Origin of the sequence: Streptomyces fildesensis (assembly GCF_016107395.1) — a bacterium.
GTDB lineage: Bacteria > Actinomycetota > Actinomycetes > Streptomycetales > Streptomycetaceae > Actinacidiphila > Actinacidiphila fildesensis.
Map to the genome: position 1 here is coordinate 349,792 of NZ_JAAIKO010000003.1, position 13,564 is coordinate 363,355.

Consider the following 13,564-nt stretch of genomic DNA (forward strand, 5'->3'; position numbering starts at 1 on the left):
GCTTCGTGAAACACCCATGGCAGGGAAGAGAGTCGATGCGACAGGCCTTGAGCAGGAGTCTGATCACCGTCGCCGCGGCGAGCGGAGTGCTCGCCATGACCGGCGGCTACGCACACGCCGATACGGAGGCGCAGGCGACCACCTCGAACTCGCCGGGCGTGCTGTCCGGCGACAGCGTCCAGGTCCCGGTGGACGCGCCGGTGAACCTGTGCGGCAACTCGGTGGACGTCGTGGCGCTGTTGAACCCGTCGATGGGCAACGGCTGCGGCAACGAGTCGGCCCCGGCGCACGAGCGGCACGCGGCGGTACCCGCGCAGCACACCGGGGCACCCTCGCACGGGAGCGCCCAGCACGGCGGCCGGCACCACAAGGAGCACAGCGGCCACCACGGCATGCGGCACGACGAAGGGAACACCACGTCGGGCTCGCCCGGTGTGGGCTCGGGCAACAGCATCCGGGTGCCGGTCCAGGCCCCGGTCACCGTGTGCGGCGACTCGGTGAACGTCGTGGCGCTGCTGAACCCGGCCATGGGTACGGACTGCGGTGGGGACGAGTGGACCCCGCCGCCGACGCACCCCATGCCGCCGCCGGTCCGGCACACCCCGCCGCCGACGCACGTCACCCCGCCGCCGGTCGAGCAGGTCACGCCGCCGAAGCACGCGGCCGCGACCCGGCCCGTCGTTCCGGTGCGCGCGCAGCTCGCTCAGACGGGTTCCGGGGATCTCGGTACGGCCGGAGCGGTCAGTGCGGGGCTGCTGCTGAGTGGAGCAATGCTCTACCGCCGAACGCGCGCCGCACGGGTCTGATCGAATTGATCTGTTGACGCGATGGGGAAACGGCCTGCCCCGGTGTCCCGCGACAGGAGAGATTCGCGAGGTGCCCGAATCGGCGAATTCGCCGGCGGCTGGGGGCCCACCGCGGGCAGGCCGTGCGCAGGAATCTGCGGACTCCTCGTGCGTCTTCGATAGTACGGGCCGGACGCCGTGGTCCCCCCGGCCGAACCGCGACTTCACGCGAACGAGAATATGTCATTTCGCTTGTTTCACATGCGTTCGGCTGTTTCCGGTACTCCTGGCCGGAATCCGGAGAACTCAATTGATACTAGAATTGCATGAGTTCTTCACTTTCGAGTGATTGCCAAGAAGGATCTTTCCTCATGGTTTCCGTTGCGCGGCGGGGTCGTTAGCCAGGGGGACTACGGCGTCGTGAGCCACCAGCCGCTCACCCGGCCACCACCTCTGTGGCCGACCCGGGCGCCGCTACTGAAAGGGTTGACAGTGAAGTTCTCCAAGGTTGCTGTGGTCGTCGCCGGTTCCGTGATGGCCGTGGGTGCCGCCGCGCCGGCGTTCGCCGCCGACGGGGCCCCGATGCCGACCAGCATCAACGGCGGCCTCGACCAGGCCTTCGCGGCGCAGCCGGTGCAGCAGGCGGGCGACGCCAGCCTCGGACCCGTGGTGGGCGCGGTCTCCAAGACCACCGACAAGCTGCGGTCGGACACCTCCACGGACTCGCTCCTGGGCCAGACGACCGACGCCGCCAAGAACCTGACGCCGGCGCTGGCCGGCGCCGCGAAGGCCACGTCGCTGCTCGGCGGCCTGCCCCTCGGCGGCTGACTTCACTGTGCGGGGCAATTTCCGCCAATGGAATGAAGCTCCGGAACCAAACCCGTTCTGAACGGTTGATCTCTTCGCCCCGACGTAGGGCATCCCCCCGCAGACAAAGGACTGATCATGATCAAGAAGTTCCTGGCCGGCGCTGCCCTGGCGGCCTCCGTCGTCGCCGTCGGTGCCGCCTCGGCCGCGCCCGCGATGGCCATCGGTGATGAGTCGGGTCTCAACACCGTGAACGGCAACGGGGCGGAGCAGTCCTACGGCAACACCCACACCGACGGCATGCAGAGCCCGCAGATCGGCCTCGTGCAGGGCTCGCTCAACAAGCTCTGCGCGGGCGTCCCGGTCAAGGCCAACGTCGGCTCGCTCGTCGGCATCCTGGTGCCGGTCACGGCCCAGGACATCAACGTCCTGGCGTCGCCGCAGAACCAGCAGTGCGCCGAGAACTCCACCCAGGGCAAGGGCGACGAGGCCGCGTCGCACATCCTGAACCAGATCCCGGTGCTCTCCGGCAACGGCGCCCACAACGGCTGACGCCCGCCACGCACCACTCCGGGTCGCCGGCCCATCTCCTCCGGCGACCCGGCCCCCTCACCCGCGCGTGGTCAGCGGCGGGCTGCCGGTGAGTGCTCAGCGGTGAGTGGTCAGCGGCGGGTGAACTCCATGATCCAGTTGGTCACCCAGGTCTGCTCCCCGTCCACCGAGAACGCCTGCTCCCAGCGCGCGGAGTCCTCCGTGATCCCCGACCAGATGAAGCGGGCCCTGATCTGCTGCCCCGCATGCGTGTCGTCCCCGTAGAACTCGCCGACGCCGTCGGTGAAGGTTCCGGTGACCGGTGGGAACAGCGTCCCGGTGCGCCTGCTGGCCCAGTACAGCGACCACTCCTTGCGCTCGGTGTCGAACAGCCGCAGGGTCAGCCCGGCGAACTCCTTGGTCGGGAAGACGATCTCGTCGAAGTTCGCGCCCCCCTCGAAGTGCCCCGACGCGTGGCTGACGGCCGGGAACTCCTCCCACTCGCTGGTCTCGTCGAGGAAGTCGGTGCGCCACCGGTTGGCGACGTCCCAGCTGCCGGTGAGGAAGTCGAAGTCGTTCATGAGCGGTCTCCTGTAGTGCCCTCGGCGAGCGAGTCGGCGAGATAGGCGGCAAGGTCGGGGCGGTCGGGCGCGAGCATGTGGCGTACCCATGCGTCCCGTTCATGGAGGATCGGCGGCAGCTCCCAGACGCAGCCGATCAGCGTCGGCTCCAGCCGGACGAAGTGCGTGGGGTCCTGGTCGGGACAGCCCAGCACCGGCTGGCCGCCCGCCGCCCCGGCGAAGTGCAGGGCGTTGTCCCAGGCCCAGCTGTACGCGTTGAGATACGCTCCGTCGTCCCCTCCCCTGTGGAGGACGATGAAGGTGGCCTGCGGCGTACCGTCCGGCTCGGGCAGCAGCTCCGGGAGGATCGCGTACGCGGCCTTCTCGACCTCGGGCTCGATCCCCGCCGGGTCGGCGGTGACGTGGTAGCGCTTGATGGAACGGCCCCCCACCTCGACCGGTGGCAGCACCCGCAGCAGTTTCTCCGTGAAAGCCATGGCTGGACCGTAGAGGCCCTTCACTGACATCTTGTGTCAGTGAAGTCCAGCCGTCTGCTCTCCGTTCTGCTGCTGCTCCAGACCCGGGGCCGGATGACCGCCGCCCAGCTCGCGCAGGAGCTGGAGGTGTCGGTGCGGACCGTCTACCGGGACGTCGACGCGCTGCACGCGGCGGGCGTCCCGCTGTACGGCGACGCCGGGCACTCCGGCGGCTACCAGCTCCTCGCCGGCTACCGCACCCGGCTGACCGGACTGAGCGCGGGCGAGGCGGAGGCGCTCTTCCTGTCCGGCATCCCGGGCCCCGCCGCCGAGCTGGGACTCGGCTCCGCCCTCGCGAACGCCCAGCTCAAACTGCGCGCGGCGCTCCCGCCCGAACTGCGCGCCCAGGCCGAACGCATGCAGTCCAGATTCCATCTCGACGCGCCCGGCTGGTACGCGGAGGACGATGACGTCCCGCATCTGCCGAAGGTCGCGGACGCGGTGTGGCACAGCCGGGTGCTCGACGTCCGCTACCGCCGCTGGAAGGCGCCGACCGATGTCGACCGGCGCCTGGAGCCGTACGGGCTGGTCCTCAAGGCGGGCCGCTGGTACCTCGTCGCCGGGCCGGGACCGTACACCTACCGCGTCGACCAGATCCTCGAACTCACCGTGCTCGACGAGGAGTTCCAGCCACCCGAGGACTTCGGCCTGGTCGGCTACTGGCAGCGCTACCAGGCGGACTTCCACGCCCGTCTCCACCAGGGCGAGGCTCTGGTCCGGCTCGCGCCGGGCGCCGCGTCCCGGCTCACCGGAGCCGCCGCCCGCGCCCTGGCCGCCACCGGAACCCCGGAACCGGACGGCTGGACCCGCGCGACGCTCCCCATCGAGTCCCTCGACCACGCCCACGGCGCGTTCCTCGCCCTCGGCACGGACATCGAAGTCCTCGGCCCCCCGGAACTGCGCTCCCGGCTGGCCGGGACCGCCCGGACGCTGGCGGACCGGTACGCCTCCGCGTGACAGCGGCGCCCGTCCGGGGACGAACCCGGGCACGGGCACAATGACACTGTGCTGCATGTGCGAGTGATCAGTCCCGTGGAACGCACCGACGAGGTGCTGAGGATCGCCACCGACTGCCCCGCGGTGGTCAACGTGATCAGACTGCCCGGCGCCGCGTACGCGCCGCCGGGCGACTTCGTCGAGTTCGACGTGGCCAGGGAAGCGGCCAACGGCGTGCTCGCGCAGTTGCGCGCGCTGGGGTTGAAGGACAGCGGCGGGATCACCGTCGAGGAGCTGTACCTGTCGATCTCCACCGCCGCCGAGAAGGCCGAGGAGCTGGCACCGGGGGAGCCGGACGACGCCGTCGTCTGGGAGGAACTGGCCGCGCGCACCGCCGCCGAGACCCGCCTCACCTGGGCGTTCCTGGCCTTTCTCGCGCTCGCGACACAGATCGCGGCGATCGGCGCGCTGCTGGACCAGCCGATCCTGATCGTCGGCGCGATGGTGCTGGGCCCCGAGTTCGGTCCGGTGGCGGCGGCCTGCTTCGGGGTGCTGCGGGGCGATCTGCGGCTGATCGGCGCGGCCGTGCGCACGCTCGTCATCGGCTTCGCCGTGGCGATCGCGATCACGACGGCCTGCGCGGTCATCAGCCGGCTGCTGGGCTGGATCACTCCATCGATGCTGGACAACAGGCCGACCACCGACTTCATCATCCATCCGGACAAGTGGTCGTTCATCGTGGCGCTGCTGGCCGGGGTCGCGGGAATCCTGTCGATGACCGCGGGCAAGTCCGCTGCCCTGGTGGGCGTCTTCATCTCGGTCACCACCGTCCCGGCGGCGGGCAACATCGCCGTGGCGGTCGCCCTCGCCCACTGGCACGAGGTCGCCGCCTCGTTCCAGCAACTCGGCGTGAACCTCGCCGGGATGCTCCTGGCCGGCACCGTCACCCTCTTCCTCCAGCGCTTCCTGTGGAACCGCTACGGCCTGCACATCACCACGGGCCACCGCCCGAACGGCACCGATGCAATGAATCAAGGAAGTTGACGCAAGACTTTGATGGACTGCCGTATTTAGAAGGCAAGTCGGCGGAATTCTTCGGTAGGAACCTTGTGGAACCGGGAGTGGGGTCCTACTGTCACCTCACCCCCATGGCGGCCGCTTCGCCGTGCGGGTCCCAGGCGTTCGTCCTCCCGAGAGAAACGAGCAGGCGATGTCACGGAGCATCACAGGTGCTGTGGCGAAATGGCCGGACGGACCGCGGCGAAGAGCCGCGATGGCTGTCGCGTCGCTGACGGCGGCGGCCGTCGGGCTCAGCGTTCTGGCCGGTGGGACGGCGTCGGCGGGACCTGCCGCGGTCGGCGGTGCCGGTCCGGTGGTGACACGCGCCGCGCTCGATCCGGCGCTCGTAGCGGGCCGGGGCGCGAGCGTGGGATTCGCCGAGCAGGAGGCGGAGAACGCCGCGACGAACGGCACGGTCATCGGCCCGGGCCGCACCGCGTACACGCTGCCGGCGGAGGCGTCCGGGCGCCGGGCGGTCTCACTGGCGCCGGGTCAGTACGTCGAGTTCACGCTGCCGGCCGCGGCCGACGCGATCACCGTGCGCTACAGCATTCCGGACGCACCTGGCGGCGGCGGGATCACCGCACCGCTCGACGTCACCGTGAACGGAAAGAACCGGACCACCGCGACCCTGACGTCGCGGTACTCCTGGCTGTACAACCAGTATCCGTTCTCGAACGACCCGAACGCCGGGTTGCTGCACCCCGATTACTGGGTCACCGAGTGCGCCTGCGTGCCCGCCGCCACGACGCCCGCCCCGCAGTTCGCGACGCCGTTCCGCCCCAACCACTTCTACGACGAGCAGCGCCTGACGCTCGGCAGGAAGTACCGCGCGGGCGACAAGGTGCGGCTCACCGTTCCCGCCGGGAGCAAGGCCTCGGCCACCACCATCGACCTGCTCGACTCCCAGCTCGTGGGCGCGCCGCACGTCGCCGTCGTCGCGGCGAACGTCCTGGCGTTCGGCGCCGACCCGTCGGGCCGGCGCGACTCGGCCGACGCGATCGACCGGGCGATCGCCTTCGCGCAGCGGACGCACCTCAAGGTCTACATCCCGCCGGGCACGTACCAGGTCAACCGGCACATCGTCGTCGACAACGTGACGATGGAGGGCGCCGGCAGCTGGTACACGATCATCAAGGGTCACCAGGTCACCCTCGCCACTCCACTGCCTGACGGCTCGGTGCACACGGGCGTCGGCTTCTACGGCAAGGACGCGGCGGCCGGCGGCAGCAACAACGTCCACCTGTCCGGGTTCGCCGTCGAGGGCGATGTGCGCGACCGGGTCGACACCGACCAGGTGAACGGGATCGGCGGGGCACTCAACAACTCGACGATCGACGGCCTCTACCTCCACCACACCAAGGTGGGCCTGTGGTTCGACGGGCCGATGACCAACCTGCGGATCACGAACAACGTCATCACCGACCAGATCGCCGACGGCCTCAACTTCCACACGGGTGTCACGCACTCGCTCGTGTCGAACAACTTCGTCCGCAACTCGGGTGACGACGGTCTCGCCATGTGGTCGGAGAAGACCGGGAACGCGGGCAACACCTTCGACCACAACACCGTGCAGACGCCGGTGCTCGCCAACGGCATCGCGATCTACGGCGGCACCGACAACACGGTCTCGAACAACCTGATCGCGGACCCGATCCGGGAGGGCAGCGCCATCCAGGTCGGCTCCCGCTTCGGCTCGGAGGCGTTCACCGGACATCTGTGGATCACCGACAACACCACGGTCCGCGCCGGCACGTACGAGCTGAACTGGAACATCGGGCTCGGGGCGATCTGGTTCTTCGCGCTGGAGAAGAACATCGACGCGGACATCCGGGTGACCGGTGACCACTTCCTCGACAACACCTACAACGCGATCATGCTGGTCTCCGACTGGCCGGTGAAGGACCTGTACTCGATCACGAACGTCCACTTCAAGGACATCAGGGTCGACGGCACGGGCACCTCGGTGGTCAGCGGCCGGGCCGCGGGATCCTCGTCCTTCGAGAACGTGGACGCCCGCAACGTCGGTGCGGTCGGGGTCAACAACTGCGGCTCGTTCCACTTCACGCCCGCCGGCTCGGAGTTCGCCCTGACCGATCTCGGCGGCAACGACGGCGGCGGTACGACCGGTCCCTGGCTCGCGCCCTGGGAGCTGCCGAACACCATCACCTGCGACGACCGTCCGGCGGTCGTCGCACCGCCGGCTCCGTCCGCGTGGTGACGTCCAACTGAGCGGGTGCTGAGCGGAATTCACCGGTTCAGCGCGGGGTCGGCCGTCCGGGAAGCCTTCCGGGTGGCCGGCCCCGCGGTCGTGGGGGCGCTCGACGGGGCGGGGCGCTCGCGAAGGAGCAGCCCGGCGGTCACCGCGACCGCCGCGGCGGTGAAGCCGTGCACCCCGTACGCGGTGCCGGCGGAACCGTCGTTGCTCAGCACGATCACCATGTCCCCGGCGGGGACGAAGGTGATCGCCAGCATCGCCCAGCCCAGCGCCTTCCGGTGTCCGGTCAGGAGAAGCGCGAAGATGACCAGTCCGGTCGCGATGTCACGCACGCCCTTGACGGCGAGGAAGGCCTTGCCGTCCTGCTGCGGCCAGCTCGGGAGACCGAATCCGGACGCGGTCGTCCGGGGGGCGAACAGATAGCTGAGGCCGACGTAGATGATGAACGCGCCGCCGATGACGGCGAGGGCGGTGGTGACGTTCTTCCAGGTCATGACAGGTCTCCTGTGCGTGAAGGGGTAGGGCTCGGAGGGCGGTGAGGTGTGCGGGGTTCTCAGCGGGGATTCAGCGGGTCCCGTTGCGGATGCGGCGGACCCTGCGGTGGTACGCGGGGCTGCCGACGACGTACCAGAGCAGCCGGGCCGGGAGCGGCAGCTCGCCGAGGATCTTCGCGCGCTCGGTCCTGTCGGCCTCTTCGAGGACCATGCCGAGGAAGAACAGCAGTTTGGGCTTGGGCGTGGTCGCCATGAAGTGATCGCCGAGCGCGTTCCACTCCTTTACGGACAGGTGCCGTTCGGCGAGCGGGAGCAGATTCTGCTCCTCGTCGTCCAGGTGCTCCACGAGGACGGCGCGGTGCTCGGTGAGCGCGGCCACCAGCACGTCGCGTTCCGCCTCGCCGGCCGTGGCCTCCCAGCCGGGCAGCGCCGCTTCGGCCCGGGCCAGCGTCGCGGCGATCCCTTCGTGCTGTGCCTCCATCCGCAGCACCAGATCGGCTTCGATGTCGACCCGGGCCAGGAGCGGCGGCCAGAGGTGGTCGTCCTCGCCGTGGTGGTGGTTGGTCAGCCCGAGAAGGTAGTCGCGGAAGTGCGCGGCGAGCACGCCGGCCCGTGCGGTGTCGCCCGGGGCGACGGCTGCGATCAGCTCCGTGAGGAGCCGGGACTCCCTGCGGAGTCCGCGGTGGATGACCACCATCTCGTGGGTGTCGGGGCGGGCGTCGGCCTGGGGTGCTGCGTTCTTCGTCGTCATGTGTGAAGCCTCGTCGGCGGGTCCTGGAAGGGACTTGGAACGGACTTGGAATCAGGGCTTGGAATGCGGACCGGGAACTGTCGCCCGGGAACTGTGGCCCGGTGCTGGGAAATTCGGGCCCGACAAGATCCTTGGCCGCTTACGATGTGCGGCGACATGGTGTGCGTACGCGTGCTCGGTTCCTTCGGAGCCGAGCGGGACGGGGAGCCCGTTCCGCTCGGCGGCCGTCGGCAGCGGTCGGTGCTCGCCCTGCTGGTGGCGGCGCGCGGCCAGGTCGTCCCCGTCGACCGGATGGTCGAGGACCTCTGGCAGGACGCGGCGCCCGCCCAGGCGGTGACCTCGCTGCAGGCCTACGTGTCGAACCTGCGCCGGCTCCTGGAGCCCGGCCGGGCTCCGCGTACCCCGGCGAAACTGCTGGTCAGCGCGCCGCCCGGCTATGCGTTGCGGCTGCCGGAGGACGCGGTCGACGCCTGGCGCTTCGAGCGGCTGCTGCACGACGCCCGTGAACTCCTCACCACCCGGCCGCAGGCCGCGGGCCGGCTGCTGGAGGAGGCGCTGTCGCTGTGGCAGGGCCCGGCGTACGCGGAGACGGCCGACGAACCGTGGGCCCGCGCCGAGACCGCGCGCCTGGAGGAGCTCCGGAGGGTCGCCCGTGAACTGCGCGTCGCGGTGGGGCTGCGCTCCGGCGACGTCTCCGGGACCGTTCCCGAGGCCGAACTGCTCACCCGCGACGAGCCGTTGCGTGAGGAGGGCTGGCGCCTGCACGCGCTGGCGCTCTGGGCGGTGGGCCGGCAGGCCGACGCCCTGGCCACCCTCCGGCGGGCCCGCGCGGTCCTCGCCGCCGAGGTCGGCCTCGATCCAGGCCCCGCCCTGACCGAACTCGAAGAGGCGGTCCTCGCCCAGCGCGCGGAGGTCCTCCGGGCCGCGACGGACGCACCGGCGGATCCGACGACGGGTCCGATACCGGGTCCGATACCGGGTCCGACAGGCCTGACGGCCCCGACGGGTCCGACGAGCCCGCTCCGTACGACCGCTCCCGTACAACAGCCCGCCGAAGCGGACCTGTTCGTCGGCCGTGAGGCCGAACTGGAGCTCCTCGCGGCCGCCGCGGGCCGGGCGCGCGCCACCGGTCCGGGCGTCGCGCTCGTGACCGGCGAGGCGGGGCTGGGCAAGTCGGCGCTGCTGGAGCGGTTCGGCCACCGGCTGCGCCGTGACGGCTGGCTCGTCGCGATGGGCCGCACCACCGACGCCGAGGGCGCGCCGCCCGCCTGGGCCTGGGTCGAGGCACTGCGGTCCGTCGCCGTGGAGTTCCCGCCGCCGGCCGGGTCGACCGCCGTGCTGGCGCCGCTGTTGTCCGACGGGACCACGGACTCCGCCGGCTCCGCCACCGGCTCCGTCCCTCAGGAGGACGCGGCCGCCGGCCGGTTCCGGCTGCACCGGGCGGTCCGGCAGTGGCTGGAGGCGGCGGCGGGCGAGCGGCCGGTGGCCGTTCTGCTGGACGACCTGCACTGGGCCGACGCCGAGACGCTCGCGATGCTGGCGGGCCTGGTCGATCTGCCGCAGGGCACCCCCGTCCTGTTCGTGGCCGCGTACCGGCCGGACGAGATCGGGGGCCCGCTCACCGACGGACTCGCCGGTCTGGCGCGGCGGTCCCCGCTGCGCGTGCCGCTGCGGGGACTGTCCGAGTCGGCCGTCGCGGAAGTGATCGGAGCGGTGACCGGTGCGGCGGGCGAGGCGCCGGTGGACGCCGGGACGGTGGCCGCGCTCGCCGAACGCACCGGAGGCAATCCCTTCTACGTCCGCGAGAGCGCCCTGTTGCTGGGGAGCGAGGGCGCGCTGGTGGCGCTGTCCGATGTGCCGGAAGGGGTGCGCGACGTGCTGCGCCGCCGGCTCGGCCGTCTTCCCGACGCGGCCGTGGCCCTGCTGCGGCTGGCCGCGGTGGCGGGGCGCGAGGCGGACGTCGAGGTACTGGTCGGTGCCGCGGACACCGGCGAGGACGGCGTGCTGGGCGCGCTGGAGACCGGGCTCGTCGCGGGGCTGCTCACCGAGCCCGCGCCGGGCCGCGTCCGGTTCGTGCACGCGCTGGTCAGGGACACCCTGCTGGCCGACCTGAGCCGGCTGCGCGCCACCCGTATGCACGGCCGGATCGCGGCGGCCCTGGAGCGGCTCGCCCCGTACGACGTCTCCGCGCTGGCCCATCACTACGCCGGAGCTGCGTCCTCGGCCACCGCGGCCAAGGCCGTGGACTACTGCGTGCGAGCGGCCGCACTCGCCGAGGGCCGTTACGCGCACGACGTCGCCGCCGCTCTGCTCGCGCAGGCGCTGGAGTGCTTCGACCGCCTGCGCGCCCCCGCGGGCGGTGTCGGAGTCCCCGCGGACGGTGTCGGGGTTCCCGCGGGCGGCACCGGAGTCCCCGCGGGCGGTACCGGAGACCGGGACGACGAGCGGATCGAGCTGCTCGGGAGGCTGCTGCGGGCCCAGGTACGGGCCGGGGCCGTCATGGAAGCGCGGGCGACACGGCAGACGGCGATCGATCTCGCGACCGCCGCGGCCCGGGACGATCTGCTGATCCGCGCGTTCACCGCCTGGACCGAGCCGACGCCCTGGCAGACCCGGCCGTACGGCATGGTCGACGAGCCCGTCGTCGCCGGACTCGGCCGCCTGCTGGAGCTGCCGGATCTGGAGCCCGCCGTGCGCTGCCGGCTGTTGGACGCGTACTCCGCCGAGCTCTCCGACGGTCAGGACCCGCGGGCGCGGGCCGCGGCCGAGGAGGCCGTCGTGATCGCGGAAGGCCTGGGGGATCCCGTGCTGCGGGCGCTGGCGCTCGCGACGCTTGCCCGCGAGCTCGACACCGAGCTGGAATGGCGTGAACGGGCGGAGCTGGGGGAGCGGATCGACCGCCTCGGCAGCGCGCACGACCTGCCGATCTACCGCTGGTACGGGCTGTTCATCCGGTCGACCGCCCTGGCCGTCGAGGGCGACGTCACCGGCGTGTACCGGCTCACCGCCGAGTGCCTGGAGCTCGCCCGCGCCTACCGGATGCCCGGTCCCGCCGCGGTCGGCGAGAGCATGCTCGCGACGTTCGCGCACATCGAGGGCAGGGTGGCGGACGCCGAGCGGCTCTACGCCGAAGCGGCCGCCCGAATGGGCCGCCAGGGCTCCCCGCACGCCGCCGGCTATCTGCTGATCGCCACCGCGACGATCAGGGCGGGCCAGGGACGGCTCGGCGAGTTCGTACCGCCGGCCCGGCAGGCGTTCGACGCCTACGGCCCGATCGCCTGCGATCTGCTCTCCGCGGCCCTGGCCGCCGCCGGGCAGCCGGCCGAGGCCCGGCAGGTGCTGGCGCAGGCACTGCCGATCCGCCCTGACTACTTCTTCAAGGTCTTCGCGACCTTCCGTGCGATGACCATGGTCGCGCTCGGCGAGAAGGAGGGCGCCGAGGAGCTGTACGCGGCGCTGCTCCCCTACCGCCACGCACCGCCGCCCAGCTCGGGCTCCACCGTGGCGATCCGGCCGGTCGCGTACACCCTCGGCGAACTCGCGCGGCTCCTCGGCCGCGACGACGAGGCCACCGCGCACTTCGCCCGCTCGGACGCCATCGCCGAACAGTGGAACACCGCCCTGGGGCGATTTCCCGGCCGTCCACAAGGCGTGAGCTATCTTGAGCAGGAGCGGCATGAATAAGGAGGCGCACCGGTGCCATCGGGGCAGCAGGCACGGGCACAGGCGGCTGCGATCACCCCGGGTGGGCAGCCCCTGGAGCTGGAGCGTGCCCCCGCGGACCGCGTCCACGCCCTGTTCAACGGCCATCGCCTGTCCCCCGGGCAGCGCCGTATCGCCCAGTACCTGATCGACCACCTCACCGAGGCCGCCTTCCTCTCGATCACGGAGCTCGCCGAGCGGGTGGGCGTCAGCCAGCCGTCCGTGACCCGTTTCGCCGCCTCCCTCGGCTTCAGCGGCTATCCCGCCCTGCGGGACGTGCTGCAGCCGATCGCGCTGAGCGCGGTCGCGGGGTCGCCGGAGAGCCGGGAGCAGGTCCGCCGCAACGAGCTGCAGGCGGCGGTCGACGCGGAGATCGAGAACCTGGAGAACGTGCGGCGGCTGCTCGCCGACACCGACCAGGTGCTGGACATCGGCCGTGAGCTGGCCCATTCCGTGCCCCTGACGGTTCTCGGCCTGCGGATCTCGGCGCCGCTCGTGGAGTACTTCGCCTATGCCGCCCGCCGGATCCACCCCGATGTGCGGGTGGTGACCCGCGGCGGCAGCGTCGCCTTCGACGCGCTGCTGCAGTCCCGGGCGGCCGGCGGGGCGTGGGTGCTGGCGTTCGCCATGCCCCGGCACGCCAAGGAGACCCTGGCCGCGCTGCGGGCCGCCCGCAGCGCCGGACTGCGCATCGCGCTGATCACGGATCTCACCCTGGGCCCGCTGGTGGACGAGGCGGACGTCGTCCTGACCGCAGGAACCGGCTCGCGGCTGGTCTTCGACTCGTACGCGGCCCCGGGCATGCTGTCCGCGGCCCTGCTGCAGGCCATGGCCGACGCCGATCCGGAGCGGACGCAGGCGCGGCTCGAGGGGTACGAGCAGGTCGCCGATCAGCACGGTTTCTTCCTCTGAGAACCCTCTGGAAACCGTTTTCACCGTCCGCCCGGCTCCGCCTTGCCCGGAATGTATGAATTTTTTCATACCCTTGCGTACTCGACGGTATATATGTTTACTGCAATCGGCGCCTGGGCCCACCGGACGCCATTGGAGAGCGTGACCCGCCCTCCCGACGGAACACCCGGGCCGACGCTCCCTCCTCGTGGCGCGCCCGGGGTGTTCACACCGGGCGCTCGCATCCCGCGGAGCGCCCACGGCAGCCTCGGTCAACCCCTGGGCCGAGGCAGC

General features: G+C 71.5%; 12 protein-coding genes. 8 read left to right on the plus strand and 4 right to left on the minus strand.

The genetic code is table 11. The annotated features are described in order from the left end of the window. Positions 1 to 35 precede the first annotated feature (35 nt). The 3 genes from C6N31_RS07490 (at position 36) to C6N31_RS07500 (ending at position 2,144) form a co-directional block, all read left to right on the plus strand. The gene (locus C6N31_RS07490) at positions 36 to 806 is read left to right on the plus strand and encodes a chaplin (RefSeq protein WP_138351302.1); all 771 of its coding nucleotides are present in this window, start codon (positions 36 to 38) and stop codon (positions 804 to 806) included. Positions 807 to 1,277: 471 nt separating this feature from the next. Next, a complete protein-coding gene (locus C6N31_RS07495) occupies positions 1,278 to 1,613 on the plus strand; it encodes a hypothetical protein (protein WP_138351303.1) in 336 nt (111 codons plus the stop codon). 117 nt (positions 1,614 to 1,730) lie between these two features. After that, positions 1,731 to 2,144 carry a rodlin gene (locus tag C6N31_RS07500; RefSeq protein ID WP_138351304.1) on the plus strand — a complete coding sequence of 138 codons (414 nt, stop codon included), beginning with the start codon at positions 1,731 to 1,733 and terminating at the stop codon, positions 2,142 to 2,144. A 110-nt stretch (positions 2,145 to 2,254) separates the two neighbouring features. On the opposite strand, the gene C6N31_RS07505 is transcribed toward C6N31_RS07500, so the two are convergent. Together C6N31_RS07505 and C6N31_RS07510 are read right to left on the minus strand one after the other, a co-directional pair. Then, the gene (locus C6N31_RS07505; protein WP_138351305.1) at positions 2,255 to 2,704 is read right to left on the minus strand and encodes a hypothetical protein; all 450 of its coding nucleotides are present in this window, start codon (positions 2,702 to 2,704) and stop codon (positions 2,255 to 2,257) included. Beyond that, on the minus strand, positions 2,701 to 3,180 hold the full coding sequence (locus C6N31_RS07510) for a hypothetical protein (RefSeq protein WP_138351306.1): 480 nt from the start codon (positions 3,178 to 3,180) through the stop codon (positions 2,701 to 2,703). Before C6N31_RS07510 ends, C6N31_RS07505 begins: the two co-directional genes overlap by 4 nt. A 39-nt stretch (positions 3,181 to 3,219) precedes the next feature. On the opposite strand from C6N31_RS07510, the gene C6N31_RS07515 reads away from it, so the two are divergent. The 3 genes from C6N31_RS07515 (at position 3,220) to C6N31_RS07525 (ending at position 7,435) form a co-directional block, all read left to right on the plus strand. Continuing rightward, positions 3,220 to 4,176 (plus strand): helix-turn-helix transcriptional regulator, encoded by a 957-nt coding sequence (locus tag C6N31_RS07515; protein ID WP_198357282.1) that lies wholly within the window; start codon positions 3,220 to 3,222, stop codon positions 4,174 to 4,176. A gap of 48 nt (positions 4,177 to 4,224) precedes the next feature. Beyond that, positions 4,225 to 5,199 (plus strand): DUF389 domain-containing protein, encoded by a 975-nt coding sequence (locus C6N31_RS07520; protein ID WP_198357283.1) that lies wholly within the window; start codon positions 4,225 to 4,227, stop codon positions 5,197 to 5,199. 166 nt (positions 5,200 to 5,365) lie between these two features. Further along, on the plus strand, positions 5,366 to 7,435 hold the full coding sequence (locus tag C6N31_RS07525) for a glycosyl hydrolase family 28-related protein (RefSeq protein ID WP_198357284.1): 2,070 nt from the start codon (positions 5,366 to 5,368) through the stop codon (positions 7,433 to 7,435). 29 nt (positions 7,436 to 7,464) lie between these two features. On the opposite strand, the gene C6N31_RS07530 is transcribed toward C6N31_RS07525, so the two are convergent. After that, positions 7,465 to 7,926, minus strand: coding sequence for a DUF4267 domain-containing protein (locus C6N31_RS07530; RefSeq protein WP_198357285.1), 462 nt, complete (start codon positions 7,924 to 7,926; stop codon positions 7,465 to 7,467). Positions 7,927 to 7,996: 70 nt separating this feature from the next. After that, positions 7,997 to 8,677, minus strand: coding sequence for a hemerythrin domain-containing protein (locus tag C6N31_RS07535; RefSeq protein WP_198357286.1), 681 nt, complete (start codon positions 8,675 to 8,677; stop codon positions 7,997 to 7,999). Positions 8,678 to 8,833: 156 nt separating this feature from the next. Here C6N31_RS07535 and C6N31_RS07540 point away from each other — a divergent pair, with 156 nt between their 5' ends. Beyond that, positions 8,834 to 12,361 carry an ATP-binding protein gene (locus C6N31_RS07540; protein WP_198357287.1) on the plus strand — a complete coding sequence of 1,176 codons (3,528 nt, stop codon included), beginning with the start codon at positions 8,834 to 8,836 and terminating at the stop codon, positions 12,359 to 12,361. 12 nt (positions 12,362 to 12,373) lie between these two features. After that, the gene (locus C6N31_RS07545; protein ID WP_138351312.1) at positions 12,374 to 13,291 is read left to right on the plus strand and encodes a MurR/RpiR family transcriptional regulator; all 918 of its coding nucleotides are present in this window, start codon (positions 12,374 to 12,376) and stop codon (positions 13,289 to 13,291) included. The last annotated feature ends 273 nt before the right edge of the window (positions 13,292 to 13,564 follow it).

Excerpts from the sequence above, each read along its gene's own strand:
- C6N31_RS07525 (WP_198357284.1), top strand. The coding sequence starts at position 5,366 with ATGTCACGGAGCATCACAGGTGCTGTGGCGAAATGGCCGGACGGACCG.
- C6N31_RS07540 (WP_198357287.1), top strand. The coding sequence starts at position 8,834 with ATGGTGTGCGTACGCGTGCTCGGTTCCTTCGGAGCCGAGCGGGACGGG.
- C6N31_RS07535 (WP_198357286.1), bottom strand. The coding sequence starts at position 8,677 with ATGACGACGAAGAACGCAGCACCCCAGGCCGACGCCCGCCCCGACACC.
- C6N31_RS07500 (WP_138351304.1), top strand. The coding sequence starts at position 1,731 with ATGATCAAGAAGTTCCTGGCCGGCGCTGCCCTGGCGGCCTCCGTCGTC.
- C6N31_RS07490 (WP_138351302.1), top strand. The coding sequence starts at position 36 with ATGCGACAGGCCTTGAGCAGGAGTCTGATCACCGTCGCCGCGGCGAGC.
- C6N31_RS07530 (WP_198357285.1), bottom strand. The coding sequence starts at position 7,926 with ATGACCTGGAAGAACGTCACCACCGCCCTCGCCGTCATCGGCGGCGCG.
- C6N31_RS07505 (WP_138351305.1), bottom strand. The coding sequence starts at position 2,704 with ATGAACGACTTCGACTTCCTCACCGGCAGCTGGGACGTCGCCAACCGG.
- C6N31_RS07510 (WP_138351306.1), bottom strand. The coding sequence starts at position 3,180 with ATGGCTTTCACGGAGAAACTGCTGCGGGTGCTGCCACCGGTCGAGGTG.